The sequence below is a fragment of the Paeniglutamicibacter sp. genome (genome assembly GCF_046714615.1).
Classification (GTDB): Bacteria; Actinomycetota; Actinomycetes; order Actinomycetales; family Micrococcaceae; genus Paeniglutamicibacter.
The window spans coordinates 42153-61021 of record NZ_JBKKAP010000168.1 but is presented as its reverse complement, the minus strand read 5'-3'; the positions used below and the strand labels follow the sequence as shown (position 1 = coordinate 61021).

Below are 18869 nucleotides of genomic sequence, written 5' to 3'. Positions count from 1 at the left end.
TGCCGGCAGGTTCAGCCGGCCGGCGGGTTCGTCCCGGACGCGGCGTTCACCCGCGCCGTCACTGCCTCGATGCCCTGCGCATAGGCGTCGGTCTGCAAATAGAACGAGTGTCCGGCAACCTTGAATTGGTAGGCGTCGCGGACGAATTCCTCGGCACGCCGGTCCCGCAGGGGATACTCCATTTCCCAATTCGCGGGCAGGCCTCCAACGTAGTGCAACCCGTAGCCCAGGGGGTCGTTCGGGCGATAGAGATTGATCCAACGATTCCCGATCATGGAGGACAGGGCCCAGGCGGCGTTCTGCGCATCCGTTGCGCGGGCGGCGTCGACCTGGGCTACGCCGACCTCCGGTTCGCCGCCTGCAACCAGCGGCAGCGGATGGATGGGCCAGGGATCCCGGCGGGACATGTCCGGGGACCCTGCCGGAACGATCGAGAGGACCTCCGGGCCCATGATCGCCGGGAAGAACCGGGCAAAGTACCTCCGCACCTGGACGCCGTAGCTGAGAATGCCGATGCGCTTGAATTGGTCATCCGCCATTCCGGCGGCCCGTGCGTGGAAAAGCATGCAAACCGCCAGGACCAGCCCCATCGAATGGGCGGCGATCACCACCTTGCGCTCAGGGAACGATTCGGCACCGAATTCGGGTCGTTCCGGCGGTATTTCGGTGGATCCCGCCGGCAAGTACCTGTCATCGGCTCCGTCGAGCCAGTCCCCGATCCGGTCGGCCAATTCCGGAGCCACGCGCACCGAATAGCACGGCGGCCCAAAAGGGTGCCCCTGGACCGGCAGGAAACACATCAAGTCCCACAACAGTGCGACGGGACGGGCCTCCTTCTTGGCCGACACCAGAACCAGTGCAAGGATCACGCCCATGGCCGCCCATAGGCCAACGGCCCCGATGGCGCGCACGACATGCTCCGATGCGAATGCCTTTTCCAACGGCTTGACGACATAGCCATTGACGTACAGCATGCGCCCCACGGTGAACGCCACGAAGAACAGGGTACTGGCGAATAGTGACCATCCCGTGAAGCCGGCCAGCTTCTCGGCCCGGCGCAGCAACGACGTCCAACGCCGTGACTTCCAGACTCGATCCTTGGCCCGATCCTTGTCCCACTCATCGGAGTCCACCCATTGATCGCATTGCAGGGATTGCGCCACGTCCGCCATCTCGTTGCCTTGGGGGCCGTCTTTGGTGGGACGCGCGGAAATCAAATAGACCACGCCTGCCACCACCAGGATGACGAACCCCAGGCTGCTGAGCGCCAACACCAAGGGAGGTGTCGGTCCGCCGGGCAACAGGTCCGCCATCTGAACCACGGCGAAGGACAGGAGCAAGGCAAAACCTGTGGCGAGGGACCCAAAAACGAACGGCCCGGTTCCGTTCCACCCCACCTCGCCGGCCGGGGTTTCGGTCGTCGTCGCGGTGCGGCACTGGACCCAGATTGCCAGCAGGGTTACCAGCACCACAAGGATTAGCGCTGTCAAGGTCACGTCAAACGGTTCGCTGCGGCCCAGCGGAGCATCTCCCCGAGCAGATATCGACAACGCCGCCGCCAGCACAGCCACCCCGGCAACCAGCGCTGCTTTGTCGATGGCCTGGGGGTGGCGGTAGGCCACACTGCGCACCAACGCGACGAGCAGCAGTGCGAAGGCGACGGATCCGAGCATCACCAATCGGCCCGAGGACTCACTCAAGGACCAGGTGACTTCTTTCCGTGATTCCAGCTGCATGACCGCGAGCAGCCCGGAAACCAACGCAAAGGCTGCCGTCAGATGGTTTTTCGCGAGTCCAGAGGTACAGGTGCCGATTTCCCAGAAGTAGCGCCGGGCCAGCGGCGTGTTGGCCGCCCCAAGCTCGGAGGCCGGCCCGCCACCAGGCGCCGCGTCCGGGCCCAGATGTGGGGCTCCATGGAAGGAAATGTTGGCCAGCTTCGGCAGCAGCCACAGAACCCCCGACACCAGGGCGCACAGCGCACCGGCCGCGGCCAGTTCCTGGCCGCGGTTCAAGCGCATGAGGATCTCGAACTTCTGGAACAGGACACCGGTATCGACCCGCATGGCGATCGAGGCAATCGTCCCGACCAGAAGCAGGGTCAAGAGCAGTCCCAGCAGCCGAATGGCACCGGCTCCGCGAGCGGAATTGATTTCCCTACCCAGCGCGGAGATTTGCTCCCTTGGTGTCCCCTGCCCGGCAAGATCCGGCGCGGCAGGATCCTTGAGAAGCGTCTCACGGGACCAGAACGCGGCATTGACCAGGCCAAACGGAGCCAGGCCGAACCACAGCACGCGAACCACTGCATCCCCGGCGCGGCCAAGCTTGGGCAGTCCGGTCTTTCGTGCCAACAAGCCCCAGGAGTATGCCTCGACCCGGTGGTGGGCATCCGGGTCCTGGGTGGTTGAGAAACCGGCCGATGCGTCTCCCCTGCCCCAGAGAACTTCCGCCGCGGGCACGCGAAGCATCTCGTGTGCCGGCGTGTTTCGCACGCCGTGGATCCTGATCTCGAGCAGGTTTGGATCCGCCATGACTCCCCCTTGAGCCAGCTCCGCCGCAAATGGTCCGCATGCGGACGGCTGTGCCATTCATCGCCGCACCGCTGATCGGCGCGACACCGGTAGCCAATTTTCAGCCCCGCATTCAGCTCAATTCAAGTCTTCTTTGATGAAATATTCAGGATTGGCATTTCTCTGCCTGCGTCCCTCGCACAGTTCTGCTGCCGGGTGCACGAAGGCGATCGGTGCCCTGCACCGGGGCAATCCTCCGAAAAGGGCAGATTAGGCGATTGGGCCCGGGATCGGATCGCCGGTCGGTGCCTTTTGCGGCCGCGAGATCATCCAGGCGACCCACAGCCCCGCCGCATAGAGCGGCACGCCCATGGCCAGTCGCGCCGCGCCCAGTGCCGGGACGTTGTCGGCCAAGTACAGCGGAAACTGAACAACCAATCGTGCGGCAAAGACTGCCACCACGATCCAGGTCGCCCAGGCGTATTGCCTGGCCCGGAGCTTGTTTTCCCGCCACTGGGTGTTCTCCGAGCGGATGAATCCGAAGATCACGCCCATCAGCGGCCAACGGACCAGGATGGAAACGACCAGGGCGCCGCCGTAGGCCAGGTTCGTGTAGAAGCCGGGAACGTAGTAGTCCTTGGCTTCCCCGGTGACCCGGGAGAAGATCGCGCAGATGGCCACGCCCGCCAGGCCGGTCAGCGCCTGGGTGAGGGTTCCGCGGCGCACCAGGCGCAGCACCGTGAACACCAAGGCCACGGCCACCGAGGCGATCAGGGCCGCGTTGAGCTGCTGCCAGAGGGTGAAGATGGCCAGGAAGACCAGGCCCGGCAGCAGCGACTCGATGAGCCCGCGCACCCCGCCAATGGTCTTGAGCACGTCGATCTGCCCATCGTCGCGGCGTTCGATGCCGGCGTTGGCGCCGATGCGCCGTGCCACGTCCTCGGCACCGGGATCGCTGTCCTCCGGCTGGGGCGTTTCTTCGTTGTGCTCGTTCATTGCGATCTATTGTCCTTGGGTGCGACTCGAGGGCGGGATGGGGCGGTGCGCCGCTAGCGGACGGTGCGCTCGGGCAGGATCTCGTAGCGCGGATTGAATACCGTGGGCACCGAGTCCAGGGGCGCGACCATGCCTTCGTAGCTGATCCGGGAGCCTGCCACGAGTCCCGGGACCCGGCGCTGGCCCACGAAGACCAGCCGCAGGTGAGGCACCGCGCTGCGCCGGCCCCCGGGAGGCGCCGGACGGTCAACGACCGTCACGGTGAAGGCCGGGGCCTGCGCCGGCGGAAGGATTGTCATCGATTCGACGTAGCCGCGGTGGGCGATGCGTCCACGCACCGGAAGCTCGGCCAGGGACGCGAGGCGTTGGATCCCCGCCCGTCCCGGCTCGCCGGTGGGCCGGGACGCATCGTTTTCGGGCGCCTGCGACCTTTTCGCCTTTACCGGCTTGTCCTTGGGCAACGAATCAGCCGATCTGGGTGATTTCCGGACCGCGTTCGGGGCGCTCGGTGCCGGGGGCTTGGCCCGCGGCATCCGGACTGGCCAGCGCACCGGAGGGAACCGTCAGCGGCAACAGCTCGGTCGGCGGCATCGGCGTGTCGCCACGCACCACCACGACCTGCGCCAGGGCGTCCTCCATGGTCTTGGATTCGGCCATGTCGGTCAGCGCGGCGCCGCCGATGACCGCGCGGAGGAACCAGCGCGGCCCGTCGACGCCCAGGAAGCGCAGCGCCACGTGGCCCTGTCGGCCATCGGGCGCGGTCTGCGGGACGCGGGCGAGCAATTCATTGCCGAAGCGGCCGGGGACCATTTCGGTTTCCCCGCCCTGGTCGGCGATGCCGGTGGCGATCTGAGTGGAGATGCCGGGCCACAGGTCATCGGTCTTGGGTGCCGCGAAGACCTGCAGCTGCATGCGCGAGCCACCAATCTCCAAGGCCACGGCGATGACGCGCTGCGTGGATTCCTCGACCTCGAGGCGCAGCTGCAGGCCGGGAACCGGCTTGATCAGCAGTGCCCCCAGGTCCAGGTAGCCGTCGTGGTCCTCGAAGTCGTCCCCGTCGAACGGCCCCTCGGTGCGTGCCGGCGCGGTGCGCGAGGAATCCACGGCGGCCGCGGGTGCGTCCTGCGGTGCTGCCTCGGGGGCTTCCTCCGGCCCGTCCCCTGCCGCTTGCTTGGTCTCGTTGGCGGCCGCGGCGTTCAGTTCGGCGATGGTCTGTTCGGGCTGCGCTTCTGCGACGGCCTTCTTCTTACGCTTGAAAATCATGGAAGTTGCTTTCTTGCTGTATCGACCGTGAGATTTCGGTGGCAGGCGCTAGTGGCTGCTGTTTGCGGTTTCAAAACCACCGGTGGAACCAAAGCCGCCGGCACCGCGCGAGGAGTCGTCAAGATCCTGGACCTGGATGAAGTGGGCCCGCTCGACCTTCTGGATCACCAGCTGGGCGATGCGGTCCCCGCGCTTGAGCACGATCGGGGTGGTTGCATCCGTGTTCAACAACGTGACCTTCAGCTCACCACGGTACCCGGCGTCCACGGTTCCCGGCGCATTGACCACGGTCAGGCCGTGCTTGGTGGCCAGGCCCGAACGCGGGTGGATCAACCCGACGTAGCCCAGGGGCATCGCCAGGGAGACACCGGTGGGAACCAGGGCCCGTTGCCCCGGGGCGAGCGTCACGTCCTCGCGGGCACAGAGATCGGCTCCCGCATCGCCCTCGTGCGCATAGCTCGGAACCGGCAGCTCCGGATCAAGCATTTTCAGGGCGATATCGACTCTCGATTCGGACATGTATTTTCCACTCCAGGGGGTTCAAGATTGAGGTTCGGGCCGCGGCACGGCCACTGGCGTTCCCCATTAACTCTAGTCCCTCGCGCGCGCCTGCGCTGGCCGGGAAGCAACACCCAACCGCCTATGCTTGTGGGTATGGCCGAGAACCCTTCACCACCGCAACCTGCCCCCGTCCACTTCAGAGAAAAGCTGTGGCCCTCCTGGTGGATCTGGCTCGTAACGCTGGGCCTGGGCGCCACCGCCGCCGTCGCATTCATGCCGGTGGGCATCAGCTGGGGTGTCGTTGCCGGCATCATCGCCCTGGGCCTGATCGCTTTCGCCCTGATCACGAGCACCCCGACCATCGAGGTCCGCGATGAAACCGTGCGCGTAGGTCGCGCCACCATCGAACGCGAGTTCATTGGCGATGTCACCGGCTATCGCGGTGCGGCGGCCTACCACCAACGCGGTCCGGGCCTGAACGGCATCGCCTTCATGTGCATCCGTGGCTGGATCGACCCGGTGGTGCGCATCGAGATCACCGACGAGCGTGACTCCACCCCGTATTGGCTGACCTCGACCCGCCGGCCCGAGGAGCTCGCCGCGGCCCTGGGCGGCGTCATGGTGCAGTACCGCGAGCCGGTGGAGAACGGCGAAGCGGAGGCCAACAACTCCCCCGACATCGCCGAGGAACCCGGCACCGCATAAGCCGGCTCGCCCCTTTAAAGAGGCGAAAAACGCCCGCCACCCGTATCCGTCCGCTTCCAAGGGACGTTTCGGGTGGCGGGCGTCGTGCTATCCACGGTGCAAAGGGCGGCGCCGGAGGTTGCCTGGCGCCTAGCCCTCGCAGTCGGTGCAGTAGACCAGGCCGTCCCGTTGAAGGGCGATCTGCGAGCGATGCCGCACCAGGAAACAGGAGGCGCAGGTGAACTCGTCCGCCTGCGCCGGCAGCACCATGACCGCCAGCTCTTCGCCGGAGAGATCGGCACCGGGCAGCTCATAGCTGTCCGCCAGGGCCGCTTCGTCTTCGTCAATGAGGTTCGAGGCGTTGGTGTTGGTGTTGCGCTGCGCCTTCAGCTCGGGCAGGGCCTCGGGCTTCTCATCGTCTTCGGCATGCTTCCGAGGTGCATCGTAGTCGGTTGCCATAATTTGCTGCTTCACACTCCGCTTGGTTCAAGCTGTTGTCCGTATTGGGCGGCCCCGGGGCCGGTTCCGGTCCCCTGGTCAACCCACGCGTTTGGATGCGCTTATGATTCAACGCAGAATCACGCATTTTTGTGCCCGGCCGGGAACCGACTGTTCATCATTGCATCTTCGGGCCCAAAGACGGGATTTTTTACCCGGTTTTACCGACTTTTGGGCACCTCCGTGGGAATAATCATGAAGCCGGTCCGCGCCACACCAAGGCACCTCTTAGGTATTTGCTCCCGTAGGTGGCAAGGTTTTAGTCACAACACGACGGTTTGTGGAGGATAGTCATGCGTCAACTCCGACTGGTGGGAATCCACGAGAACGGTGAGAGCCTGCACCTGAGCAGCGATGATGGGAACAGTTTTGTGTTGCCCGTCGATGAAGCGCTGCGCAGTGCATTGACTCGAGCAGCCCGGGCCGATCGTTCGGAGGCGCAGGCCGCGCCGTTGTCGCCCCGCGACATCCAGGCCCGGATCCGTTCCGGTGCCACGGCCGAGGAAGTGGCAGCCGTTTCCGGCATGTCCCTGGAGCGCATCATGCGCTATGAGGGCCCGGTGTTGGCAGAGCGCGAGTACATTGCCTCCCAGGCACGCAACGTGGAAGTTTCTGCCCCGCAGACCCATGACGGTTACCGCAGCATCTTTGGCGAGGAACCGGCCAACCTCGGCGAGATGGTCGCCTACCGCATCCACTCGCTGGGCATCGACAACGAATCCCTGGCCTGGGACGCCTGGCGTGCGGCCGATGGTTCGTGGGACGTCGTGGCCCGCTTCGACTTGCCCGAAACAGACGCGAGCATCGCCCTGGACTCGGGTTCCGAGGAATCGGCCGCCCGGTGGTCATTCCACCCCAACCGCAAGTCGCTGCAAAACGCGAATCGCTGGGCCCAGGTCCTCAGCGAGCTTGAACCGCTCGACGCGCCCGTGGGTGCTCGCCGCCTGACCGCCGTCGCCGACGATCCCTTTGACGTCGAGGCGGATGGGGACGAGGTCGACTTCGAAGCCGCAGTGGCCGATTCCGAGCAACTCCTGGACGCGCTCAGCGCCCGCCGCGGGCAGCGCCTGGGGATCGACGAGGAGGGCGACGACGCCCTGGCAGCCATGCTTTCCCGCTCCCCGCACCCGGACGACGACCCTCGCCTGGCCGGCCCCCGGCCGCAGGACGACGGGCTGCCCAGGCTTTATGACGGTGTCAGCACGCGCACCACGTCCATTTCGCTGGTGCCCAACCTGCGCCGCGAGGTCCCGGAAGACGGGGAATCGGCCGAGGGTTCCGAATCCGCGGCCAGTGACGACGAGGCCGGCGGCAAGAAGAAGGCCAAGCGTTCCTCGGTGCCCAGCTGGGACGAGATCGTCTTCGGTCGGCGCAACAACAACGACTAATCAGCCTCGGGCCACGGCCCACGGGCAAGGCCCGGTTTTTGCCAAGATTCCTCTTGCCAAAAACCGGGTCTTCGCTTTGGTGCGCTACTTCCCGGACTTCGGGCGCGCCAGGGTCAGTAGCGGAACCTCGCACTCGGCGCGGGTGAGCGAGCCGTGCTGGCCGATCATCGTGAACGCTGCGGGCTTGACCCGCCGCCCGTCAAGGAACGCGATGTCCTCCGCGGCCAGGATGAGCAGGTCCCCGATGCGTTCGCGCACGTGGGCGTCCACCGGCCCGAACAGCCCCAGGTCGATGGCCTCGTCGCGGCCGAGGACCCAGGCCTTGGAACCAAAGCGTTCCCGCCAGGCCTCGGCCACCGCCTCGCGCTGCGCCGGCGGCGTCTGGGCAGCGAAATGCAACTGCACCCCGCGCGGCTCGCCGGCGGTCAGTTCGACCCCGTCCACGAGTTCCGGGAATTCGGAATAGTCGATCCGCCATTTCTCGTCCACGTCAACCATCCCGTGATCGGCGGTCAGCAGCAGCAGGGTGCCTGCCGGGACCCGGGCGGCCAGGGTGCGCATGACCGAGTCCAGGTCCTCGAGCGCGTTGCCCCATTGCGCCGAGTCCTTGCCGTAGCGGTGCCCGGCCTTGTCCAGCTCGTTGAAGTAGCAGTACACCAGGGCACGCGGGTTTGCCGCGAGGATCTCGCAGGTGGTGCGCACCCGGGCGTGAGGGGACTCCGCCGCCGCGAAAACGGGGCCGCGCAGTGCGGCCTTGGTCAGGGCCGAATCCTTGAATTGGGACAGGGACACCGTGGCGGTGTGCACCCCGGCGGCCGCCACCTTTTCGAACACGGTCGGGTTCGGCTGCCAGGAGACCGGGTCCAGGTCCTTGGGCCAGCCGCCAAGCTGGTTGACGACCCGGCGGCGGGCCGGGTCCACGGCGTCGTAGCCCACCACCCCATGCTGCCCCGGCGGCAGGCCGGTGCCCATGGAAGTGAGCGAGGCGGCGGTGGTGGAGGGGAAGGTGGCAAGCAAGGTCTGGGAGTTTTCCATGAGCCTGCGCAGGAACGGGGCGTGTCCCCCGCGGGCCTTGAGCAGGGCCTTGCCCAGTCCGTCAACCATCACCACACAGATGCGGTTGGCCGCGGGAAGCCCCAGGGGGTTCTCGAAGCCCTCAATGCCCAGGGCCGCCGCGGCGCTGGGCAGCAGCTCGGCGATGGTCTTGCTGCCATAGGGCGGGGCCGCCGGCAATGCGGTGGCCGGGGTTCTGCGGATGCTGGTTGCCACGAGGCCGGGTTCTCCCTTGTGGCCTTAGCCCTGGTGGGTGTTTCGGCCGAAGCGCGAACCGACGCGTCCGCGCACCTCGGCGACCGGTGACGGCGCAGCTGCGGGCCGAACATCGGTGCCGCGGGGGGCCGAGGCCCGGCGCATTGACTTGGCGAAGCTGCGGGCGGCGGTCACGGCCTTGACGCCATCGGCCTCGGCGCTCACGCGCAGCACGAGGTCCTCCTGCTGCGAGGTTCCGGTGTAGCCGTGGTCGGCATCGCAGGCGGGGTCCGCGCAGCCGGCCGGGGCCAGGTCGATGCGCTGGGCGCCGGCCCAGGCGATGCCCAGGGTCAGTTCCTTGACCATGTCGCCGGTGCGGTAGTTCTGTGGCTGGTGGTACACGTAGCTGGTGGCCACGGTTGTGACCTTGGAGAGCTGGACCAGCTCGGTGGAGACCTGGGCCATGACTTCCTTGCCCTTCTCGTCCAGCTGCTGGTCATCGACGTGGGCGACCAGCAGGACGTCCTCGGCCAGCACCAGGACGGTGATGTGGCGGTGGACCTCGTGCTGGTCGAAGTGGGTCTCCAGATGCACCAGGTGGGCACCGGTTTCCCGGCCGTCGAGTGCCTCGTCGATGATGTCCGCAACCATTTTCGGGTAGAACCCGGCACGGTCGAGGTCAGCTTGCAGGGCCGGGCCGGGGGCAGAAGAAAGGGGGGTCATGCCCCTAGTCTACCGAAGGGGGCGCACCGGGAGCTCTGGGTGTGCGGTGCGCGCCCCGGCCGGCGGGCTGCACCGTCAGTGGCTCATGGCGCGTCGGGCCGAATCGGTGCGGTGTTCCGGGTTGCCCAGCCAGATTTCGACGGCCAGCACCGTGGTGCCGTTCGTGGTGGCCATGACCGGGTTGATTTCCAGCAGGGACACCTCCGGGTGGTTGTCTTTCAGGGTGGCCACGCGGTTCAGCAGGTCCTCGAGGGCGCCCAGGTCCACGGAGGGCAGTCCCTGGTAGCCGCGCAGGCGTGCCGCGGCCCGCGGGGTGCCCACCAGGTCGGACAGGTCGGTGTTGGTCAGCGGCGGAATGCCGTGCGCCCAGTCGTCGAGCAGGTTCACCGCGTCCCCGGCCAGGCCGAAGGAGACCACCGGGCCCAGCAACGGGTCCTCGACAGCGCGGATCACGCAGCCCTGGCCCGCCGGGGCCATGGACTGGACCTCGAGATCCTTGGACGAATAAGAGGCCAGGACCTCGCGCATGTGCCCGATGTTTGAGCGCAGGGCGGCCTCGTCGGTGATGTTCAGCCTGACCCCGCCCAGGTCCAGCCGGTGGCGCAGGTGCTCGTCGCGGGCCTTGAGCGCGACGGGGAAGCCGAGCCGCGTCGCGGCGGCCACCGCCTCCTCGGTCGTGTCAAAGCGCGCCGATTCAAGGACCTGGATCCCGTAGTGGCCCAGCAGTTGCGCCGCCTTAGCCTTGGGCAGCCGCAGCAGGTCAACTCCCTGCACCGTGGCCAGCGCGTCCTCGATGAAGTCTGCCGCCGCGGGCACGTTGATGCCCTCCGGCTCCATGACCTCGCCTTGTTCACGCGAGCGCCACGTTGCATAGCGCACGACAGCCGCCAGCGCATTCACCGCCACCCCCGGGCTGGAGTAGCAGGGCAGCCCGTAGGCGCGCCCCTCCGGGTCCGTCCCCGCATCGATCAAGCCGTCTGCCCGGCTGGTGGCCTCGATGATGCCGGGGAAGACGGCAACCACGGTTTTCCCTGCCGCCTCGGCGACCTCGCGGATGCAGGCGGCCAGCACCGCGGTGCCCAGCCCGACGGTGGGCAACAGGGTGACGATGGCGCAATGCACCCGGGTGTTTGAGAGCGCGCGTTCAAGGGCCGCGGCCAGCTGCGGCAGGGCACGGGACTGGCCATCTTCAAGGGCCACCTCGGCATCCGAGACCACCACGTCAAGATGGTTTTGTTCGGCGGAATCGGCAACCACGGACGCCAGCGCCGCGGAGTTGGAGAGCACTGCCAACCCGTTGCCGGCCGGCAACGGCTGCGCTGCCACGACCTGCGCGATCTCCATCAATTCCTCGTTGGTGCGCACCCGGATCACCCCGGATTGGCGGAGCATCGCATCCACCGCGGCGGTGGGCGCCTGGGTGGTGCGCACCGCGTGGCCCGGGGGCAGCCGCAGGCCCATGACATCGGACTTGGCCACGATGACGGGCTTGGAGTGCGAGAGCCGGCGGGCGATGCGGGAGAACTTGCGCGGGTTGCCGAATGACTCGAGGTACAGGCCCACCGCGCGGGTCCCGGGGTCGTCTTCCCAGAACTGCATGGCGTCGTTGCCCGAGACATCCGCCCGGTTCCCCGCAGAGACGATCGAGGAAACTCCGACGCCGCGGCGCACCGAGGCCGCGTAGAGCAGCACCCCGATGGCTGCGGATTGGCTGAAAAGCCCGACGGTTCCGTGCTTGGGCATGACGGGTGCCATCGAGGCGTTCATGGACGTGGCCGGGTCGGTGTTCACCAGGCCCAGGGAGGCGGGGCCGATCACGCGCATGCCGTTGCCGCGGGCCAGCCGCACCAACTCCCGCTGGCGGGCCAGTCCTGCCTCGCCGTCCTTTTCGAAGCCGCCGGTGGCGATCAGCAGTCCCTTGACCCCGGCATGTGCGCACTGGGTGATGACCGGGTGGATCTGTTCCTGCGGCACGGCGACGACGGCCAGGTCGATGGGGCCGGGGATCTCTGCCACCGTTCCGTAGCTCCGCATCCCGCCGAGCTCGAAGGCCTGCGGGTTGACCCCGTAGACGGGTCCGGTGAATCCGCCCTCGATGATGTTGTGCAGGAGGGTGTGGCCGATGGTGCCCCATTCGCGGCTGGCGCCGATGACGGCGATGGAGGCAGGGGCCAGCAGCCCGGCCAGCGACTTGGCCTCGGCACGGTGTTCGCGCGATTCCATCACCGCACGGGACTTCTCCGTGGGGTCGATGGGGAACTCGAGCATCACCACGCCCTCGTCGAAGTGCCGCTTGACCGCATAGCCGGCCTCGGCGAAGACCGTGAGCATCTTCCGGTTCTCCGGAAGCACCTCGGCGGAGAAGCGTTCGATGTCGTTTTCGCGGGCCGCTGCGGCCAGGTGCTCAAGCAGGATGGAACCCACGCCCATGCCCTGGTAGGCATCGGAAATGTTGAATGCGACCTCGGCGTCGGTGGGGTCTTCCAGCCTGTCGTAGCGGCCCACGCCGATGATGTCCTCACCCCGAATCACCACGAAGGCCACCCTGTCGACGTGGTTGACCTCGGTGAAACGCTTGAGCTCTTTGGCGGTGAGCGAGGATTTGTACGTAAAATAGCGCATGTAGACCGAGGCTTCCGACTGCCCCCTGTGCATTTTTTGCAAATTGTCGGCGTCAGCGGGTTGAATCGGACGTAGATGTGCCGTGGATCCGTTGCGCAGCACAACGTCTGCTTCCCAATGGGACGGATATTCACCGGGTTTACGACCATCCACCATAGGCTTAGCCTAGCGGTCGGCGTCGCGCGAGCACTTGGATCGACGCGCCGGAGCCGCGGCTTGACATGAAACCCGACCTTGCCCAAGGTCAGGCATCAGTACCGAATCGAGGATTCACACCAAATATGGCGCGCAAAAAGCCTGAAACACTGCCCGCAGACTTCGTGGAGCACATCGTTGACATCGATGTGACCAAGGAAATGGAGGGCTCCTTCCTGGAGTACGCCTACTCGGTGATCTACTCCCGCGCCCTGCCCGATGCCCGCGACGGACTCAAGCCGGTGCAGCGGCGCATCCTGTTCATGATGTCCGAGATGGGCCTGCGCCCGGACAAGGGGCATGTGAAGAGTGCCCGCGTGGTCGGCGAGGTCATGGGCAAGCTGCACCCGCACGGCGACACCGCCATCTACGACGCGATGGTGCGCATGAGCCAGGGCTTCGCGCTGCGCCTGCCGCTGATCGACGGGCACGGAAACTTCGGCTCGCTGGACGACGGCCCCGCGGCCCCGCGTTACACCGAGGCGCGGCTGGATGCCTCCGCCGTGGCGATGACCGCGAACCTCGACGAGGACGTCGTTGACTTCGTCCCGAACTACGACAACCAGTTCATGCAGCCCTCGGTGCTCCCCGCGGCCTTCCCGAACCTCCTGGTCAACGGCACCACCGGCATCGCGGTGGGCATGGCCACCAACATGGCCCCGCACAACCTCGGCGAGGTCATCGCCGCGGCCCTGCACCTGATCGCCCACCCGGACGCCGACCTGGCCGCCATCATGAAGTTCGTCCCTGGCCCCGACATGCCCACCGGCGGCAAGATCGTGGGCCTTGACGGCATCCGCGACGCCTACCGCACCGGACGCGGAACCTTCAAGACCCGCGCCAAGGTGGAACTCGAGCAGATCACCGCGCGCCGCGCCGGCCTGGTGGTCACCGAGCTGCCCTACATGGTCGGCCCGGAAAAGGTCATCGAGAAAATCAAGGACGCGGTCAACGCCAAGAAGCTCACCGGCATCGCCGACGTGGTCGACCTCACCGACCGCAACCACGGCCTGCGCCTGGTCATCGAGCTGAAGAACGGCTTCAACCCCAACGCGGTGCTGTCCCAGCTGTACAAGTTCACCCCGATGGAGGATTCCTTCGGCATCAACAACGTGGCCCTGGTCGAGGGCCAGCCACGCACCATGGGGCTGCTGGAACTGCTCACCGTGTACGTCGAACACCGGCTGCTGGTGGTGCGCCGGCGCACCAGCCACAGGCTGGCGAAGAAGCTTGACCGCCTGCACCTGGTCGAGGGCCTGCTCATCGCGATCGTCGACATCGACGAGGTCATCGCCGTCATCCGGTCCTCGGACGAGACGGCCCAGGCCCGCGAGCGCCTGATGACGATCTACGACCTGTCCGAGTTGCAGGCCAACCACATCCTGGAGCTGCGCCTGCGCCAGCTGACCAAGTTCTCCCGGCTGGAGCTGGAGAAGGAGGCAGAGGAGCTGCGCGCCGCCATCGACGAACTGCGGGCGATCCTGGACTCCGATACGCTGCTGCGCGAGTTGGTCTCCGGCGAGTTGGCGGAAATGCGCGAGAAGTTCGCGACCCCGCGCCGCACGGTGCTGCTGGAGACCGAGTCCGGGACCCCGCTGAAGGGCACGGCCATGCCCGCTATCGTCGGAACCGGCAAGGCCGCGCCGCTGAGCCTGGAGATCGCCGACGACCCGTGCCGGGTGCTGCTTTCGGCCTCCGGCCAGGTGGCACGCACCGGATCGGCGGATCCGCTGGACGGCGCCGGGGCGCGGGTGAAGCACGATGTGCTGGCCTCCGTGGTGGCGACCAGCGCCCGCGGCGAGATCGGCGGAATCACCTCCACCGGACGGATGTTGCGCCTGCAGGTCGTGGACCTGCCGATGCTGCCCCCTGCCCACGGCTTCCCGCAATTGACCGGCGGGGTGAAGGTCGACGAATTCGCCCAGCTCGCCAAGGGCGAGAAGATGGTCGCGCTGGTGCCGCTTGATCGGGTCGTCGCCCTGGGCACCGCGAACGGGGTGGTCAAGCGGCTGAGCCCGGACTACCCGTTGAACCGGGACGAATGGGAAGCCATCACGCTCAAGGACAACGACACCGTGGTGGGAGCCGCGGTGGGACCCGACGACGCGGACCTGGTCTTCGCCACCCGCGGGGCGCAGCTGCTGCGCTTTGCCGCCTCGGCCGTGCGTGCCCAGGGCCGCACCGCCGGCGGCATGGCCGGCATCAAGCTGGGCGCCGATGACAAGGTGATCTACTTCGGCGTGGTCGAGGCAGACGCGCAGGCACCGGTGTTCGTCTCGATTGCCACCGGGTCGAACACGCTGCCGGGCACCGCCTCGCATTCGGTGAAGGTCACCGACTTTGCCGAGTACCCGGCCAAGGGCAGGGCGACCGGCGGGGTGCGGGCACACCGCTTCCTCAAGGGCGAGGACCAGCTGGAGCTGGCGTTTGCCGGGGCAGGTCCTGCCCGGGCGTCCTCGGCCGCCGGCGTGGTGCGTGCCCTGCCCACCGAGTACGCCAAGCGCGATGGCTCCGGCGTCCCGCTGGCCCAGGGCATCGACCTGCTCGGCGGCACCCCGGCGGCCGAAGGGACGGAAGCCGAAGCCGCTTCAGCACCGGACGGGCAATTGCCCCTGCCCGGCACTTCCAGGCGCGCAACGCTGGCAGCGCCCACCGAGGACAGCTTGCCCTTTGCCGACTCAGGGGTGGTCGAGGTCGAGGCCGCCCGCCGGGTAGCCGTCCAGGACTCGCTGCTGGACGGCTAAGCGCCACCGCGTTCAGGCGCGAAAGGGAGGTCGCGGTCAATCGCCTTTGGCGAGGGTCCACGACCTCCCTTTTCTTGTGCCGGTGAGCGCCCCGGCAAGAATGCCGGCTCAGGCCGCGTACGGCACTTCCAGGGATACCGATCCGAGGTCCAGGACCCTGTCCCCCAGGGCGGCCACGGCACCGTCGTGGGTGACCAGCAGCACCGCTTCGTCCGCCAGGGCACCGCGCAGGTCGGCGACCAGTTCCACGGCTTCGTCGGCACCCAGGTGGGCGGTCGGTTCATCGAGCAACAGCACCCGGGCGCGGGCGACCAGGGCACGGGCCACGGCCAGGCGCTGGCGCTGGCCGCCGGAGAGGTGGTGGCCGCCGGAGCCGATGCGTTCCTCCAGGCCCGCCGGCAGCGTGCCAAGCCACTGGCCCAGCCCGACCTTGTCCAGCACCGCGCGCAGCTCGTCGTCGGCCGGCTGGTCGCCGGCGTCCCTGCCGAGGCCCAGGTTCGAGCGCACGGAGGAATCAAAGAGGTGGGCTTCCTGCGGGCACCAGGCGACCCGGGCCAGGTCGCCCGCGCCGGCTGGCAGCCAGGCCCCGTTCCCGTACCGGGTCTCCAGGGCACCGGAGAGGGGATCCAGGGCGCCGAGCATCGCGGCCAGCAGCGTCGACTTGCCCGAGCCCGAGGGCCCGGTGATGGCCACCCATTCACCGGGGTTCACGGCCAGGTCAATGCCCTCAACCACGGGTTCTCCCGCGGCCCAGCCCAGGTCGGCGCCGGCCAGCCGCAAGGACAGTGCCCGGCCGCCCCGGTTCCCGGAATCCCGGGTTTCGGGGTGCGCTCCGGTGCCGGCTGAGCCCTGGCCCGCACCTAGAGGGCCGATGTTAGACCAGACGCGGCGCAGCACCTCGTTGAGCTGCGGCAGCTGCTGGGCGGACACCGCGGTGTTCGCGATCGGCTCCCCCAGCGCAAGCAACAGCAGAGCGGCAACCGCAGCACTCTCCCCACCGGTGCCGACCATCACCACGGCAAGCACCGCCGCGGCCGAGGAGAGCAGCGCGGCCCCGCCCTGGGCCAGGCCGGCACCGCGGGCCGTGGCCCGCAGCGCGGCGGTGGCTTGGGCGTCGGCCGTGGAGAATTCGGCCAGCGCGCGCGACCCGGCCCCGTTGGCGCGCAGGTCACCGGCGGCGCGCAGCAGCGTGGGCACCCGGGATCCGAGCCACATGCGGTGCTCGGCAAGAACCGTGGTGCTGCATTTTTCCACGGCCAGCACCGCCAGTGGCAGACCGAGGAAGGCCGCGGCGCCCAGGCCGAGCGCCAGCGGCAGGGCGGCCGGCGCCCAGAAGCCGATCCCCACGGTGACGGCAATCCAGGTGGCGATTCCGCCGACCGGTGGCACCAAGACGCGCGGCACGGCGTCGCGCACCTCGTCGACCTCGGCCACCAGATGTCCCAGGGCCGCGCCCGAGCGGGTGAGCCGGCCCCAGCTGTGGGGTTGGGCGACCAGCGCGTCCCACAGACGTTGGCGCAGGGTGGAGGCGAAGCCCATGACGGCGTCGTGCACCCGCAATTGTTCGGCGTAGCGCAGCACCGCGCGGCCGATGCCGAAGGTGCGCACACCCACGATGGCGACCATCAGGTGCAGCATCGGGGGCTGGTGGCTCGCGGAGACGATGAGCCAGCCGGAAATCCCGGTCAGTCCGGCGCCGAAGATCGCTGCGGCCGCGGCCAGCACCAGTCCCGGCACCATCCCGTGGCGGAACCACGGCATGGAGCCCAGCAGCCGCCAGTGTGCGACACGCTGGCCCCGAACAGCAGTCCGCGGTTCGCGGGGCGCTCCCGTTGACGCCTGAGCCGCGCCCGACGTCGGGTATCCGGATGCGGGGGCCTGGAGTTCGGTGGCCGGGTTTTCGGTGGCCTGTTGCCCGGCGGGCTCCCGGTCCCGCAGCATGGCGGCCAGGGCTCGGTCGTGGGTGGCCACCAGCAGCGCGCATTGTCCGCGCAGGGCGCACATGGCACGGCGGATGCGGGCCGCGGATTCCTCGTCCAGGTGCGCCGTCGGTTCGTCCGCCAGCACCAGGTTGATCCGTGGATCGGCTGCCACCTTGGCGAGCACCCGCGCCACGGCGAGGCGGCGCAGCTCGCCGGGGCTGCAGTCAACCAGGTTCCGCGCCGCCAGGTGGCCGATGTTCGCATCTTCCAGCACCGCCCGAAGCATCGCCCCGGTGAATTGCCCACCGGCGTGCAGCCGGATCTCCTGCGCCACGGTGGGCTCGGTGAACCTCGGGTGCTGGGAGATGTATGCGGTCCGGGCCAGGTCGACGCGGATCTCGCCGCCGGTCTCGGCCCCCGGCCCCAGCTGCCCGAGCACCGCCTGCAGAAGCGTGGTTTTTCCGCTGCCGCTGGCGGCATCCAGCACGTGCACCGAGCCGGCGGGCAGCGCCAGGTCCAGGCCGGAAACCACCGGGTTGGTGCGTTGGGCGTGCCGGATCGAAAGGCCCTTGAGGGACAACACGTGGGAGTCATCGGCCGGCGCCGGAAGCCCTGCTTCGCGAGCAGCGGAGGGCCCGGCCCCGATGAAACCCTCACTGCGTTCGAGTGCCTCGACCCCGTCCTCCGAGGAATGGAAGGCTGCCCCCAGCGCGCGCAGCGGCAGGTAGCACTCGGGGGCCAGGACCAGGGCGACCAACCCGGCTTCCAGGCCCATGTGCCCGTAGACCAGGCGCACGCCGATGAAGACCGCTACCACCGCCACCGAGATGGTGGCGATGAGTTCCAGGGCGAGCCCGGAGAGGAACGCGGTGCGCAGCGTCTTCATGCTGGATTCGCGGTACGCCTCGGAGACCTTGGCCAGGGCGCGGCCCTTGCCCTCCGCCCGGCGCAGGCCGATGAGGGCCGGAAGCCCCTGGGCCAGTTCCAGCAGCTGGTTCGAGAGCCGATCCAATCCGGCGGCCGCGGCCTTGACCCGGTCCTGGGTGTGCAGCCCGATCAGGATCATGAACACCGGGATGAGCGGGACCGTCAGGACGATGACGAGTGCGGAGACCCAGTCGGCGACCAGGATCCGGACCCCGACAAGGACGGGGATGACCATGGCCGAGACCAGTGCGGGCAGGTACTTGGTGTAGTAGTTGTCCAGTCCGTCCAGCCCGCGGCTGGCCAGTGCGGCCAGCGCACCCTGCCCGGGGTCGGTACCGGCTACCTTCCCGTCCAGGCCAGCGGCCAGGAGCCGGGAGCGCAAGTGTTCCTTGGCCCCAAGCCCGGCCCGGTGCGCCGCGAATTCAGTGCCCCACGCCGCCGCGGCCCGCAGGATCGTCCCGCCCAGGCCCAGCACCAGCAGCCGCTGGATGTCGAGGCCTGATCCGGCCGCCAGTTGGCTGATGGAGGTGGCCAGGGCATCGGCAAACAGCACCAGGCCCACGGCCTTGACGGCGGCGAGGCCAGCCAACAGGGCCAGGGCCTTCCGGGTGCCGGTCCCGGCGGGAAGAACGGGTTTCACGGTGGGTTTCT

General features: G+C 68.0%; 13 protein-coding genes. 3 read left to right on the top strand and 10 right to left on the bottom strand.

Annotated features, from left to right (window positions below; all coding sequences use genetic code 11):
• Positions 1 to 11: 11 nt before the first annotated feature.
• The 5 genes from ACLQ7E_RS20095 to dut form a co-directional block, all read right to left on the bottom strand.
• Positions 12 to 2528, bottom strand: coding sequence for a hypothetical protein (locus ACLQ7E_RS20095; RefSeq protein ID WP_411734350.1), 2517 nt, complete (start codon positions 2526 to 2528; stop codon positions 12 to 14).
• A 249-nt stretch (positions 2529 to 2777) separates the two neighbouring features.
• Entirely contained in the window at positions 2778 to 3503 is a 726-nt protein-coding gene (locus ACLQ7E_RS20090; RefSeq protein WP_411734349.1) for a DUF3159 domain-containing protein, read from the bottom strand.
• Positions 3504 to 3556: 53 nt separating this feature from the next.
• Positions 3557 to 3964, bottom strand: coding sequence for a hypothetical protein (locus ACLQ7E_RS20085; RefSeq protein WP_411734348.1), 408 nt, complete (start codon positions 3962 to 3964; stop codon positions 3557 to 3559).
• A 4-nt stretch (positions 3965 to 3968) separates the two neighbouring features.
• Positions 3969 to 4766: a DUF3710 domain-containing protein gene (locus tag ACLQ7E_RS20080; protein WP_411734347.1), complete on the bottom strand. Its 798-nt coding sequence runs from the start codon at positions 4764 to 4766 to the stop codon at positions 3969 to 3971.
• Positions 4767 to 4814: 48 nt separating this feature from the next.
• Positions 4815 to 5285 carry a dUTP diphosphatase gene (dut, locus tag ACLQ7E_RS20075; protein WP_411734346.1) on the bottom strand — a complete coding sequence of 157 codons (471 nt, stop codon included), beginning with the start codon at positions 5283 to 5285 and terminating at the stop codon, positions 4815 to 4817.
• Between the two features lie 135 nt (positions 5286 to 5420).
• Here dut and ACLQ7E_RS20070 point away from each other — a divergent pair, with 135 nt between their 5' ends.
• Positions 5421 to 5972: a DUF3093 domain-containing protein gene (locus ACLQ7E_RS20070; RefSeq protein WP_411734345.1), complete on the top strand. Its 552-nt coding sequence runs from the start codon at positions 5421 to 5423 to the stop codon at positions 5970 to 5972.
• A 129-nt stretch (positions 5973 to 6101) separates the two neighbouring features.
• On the opposite strand, the gene ACLQ7E_RS20065 is transcribed toward ACLQ7E_RS20070, so the two are convergent.
• On the bottom strand, positions 6102 to 6410 hold the full coding sequence (locus ACLQ7E_RS20065) for a DUF4193 domain-containing protein (protein ID WP_411734344.1): 309 nt from the start codon (positions 6408 to 6410) through the stop codon (positions 6102 to 6104).
• Between the two features lie 332 nt (positions 6411 to 6742).
• Between ACLQ7E_RS20065 and sepH the strand changes: the two genes are divergently transcribed.
• Positions 6743 to 7837, top strand: a complete 1095-nt coding sequence (sepH, locus tag ACLQ7E_RS20060) for a septation protein SepH (RefSeq protein ID WP_411734343.1) — start codon at positions 6743 to 6745, stop codon at positions 7835 to 7837.
• 84 nt (positions 7838 to 7921) lie between these two features.
• On the opposite strand, the gene ACLQ7E_RS20055 is transcribed toward sepH, so the two are convergent.
• The 3 genes from ACLQ7E_RS20055 to ACLQ7E_RS20045 all read right to left on the bottom strand — a co-directional run bounded on the left by ACLQ7E_RS20055 (position 7922) and on the right by ACLQ7E_RS20045 (position 12586).
• Positions 7922 to 9106, bottom strand: a complete 1185-nt coding sequence (locus ACLQ7E_RS20055; protein ID WP_411734342.1) for an alkaline phosphatase family protein — start codon at positions 9104 to 9106, stop codon at positions 7922 to 7924.
• A gap of 24 nt (positions 9107 to 9130) precedes the next feature.
• Positions 9131 to 9808, bottom strand: a complete 678-nt coding sequence (locus tag ACLQ7E_RS20050) for a DUF5998 family protein (protein ID WP_411734341.1) — start codon at positions 9806 to 9808, stop codon at positions 9131 to 9133.
• A gap of 75 nt (positions 9809 to 9883) precedes the next feature.
• On the bottom strand, positions 9884 to 12586 hold the full coding sequence (locus ACLQ7E_RS20045; protein WP_411734340.1) for a GNAT family N-acetyltransferase: 2703 nt from the start codon (positions 12584 to 12586) through the stop codon (positions 9884 to 9886).
• Between the two features lie 125 nt (positions 12587 to 12711).
• Here ACLQ7E_RS20045 and ACLQ7E_RS20040 point away from each other — a divergent pair, with 125 nt between their 5' ends.
• The gene (locus tag ACLQ7E_RS20040; RefSeq protein WP_411734339.1) at positions 12712 to 15369 is read left to right on the top strand and encodes a DNA topoisomerase (ATP-hydrolyzing) subunit A; all 2658 of its coding nucleotides are present in this window, start codon (positions 12712 to 12714) and stop codon (positions 15367 to 15369) included.
• 108 nt (positions 15370 to 15477) lie between these two features.
• On the opposite strand, the gene cydC is transcribed toward ACLQ7E_RS20040, so the two are convergent.
• Complete coding sequence (gene cydC / locus ACLQ7E_RS20035) at positions 15478 to 18858, bottom strand: thiol reductant ABC exporter subunit CydC (RefSeq protein ID WP_411734338.1); 3381 nt, start codon at positions 18856 to 18858, stop codon at positions 15478 to 15480.
• Positions 18859 to 18869: the final 11 nt, after the last annotated feature.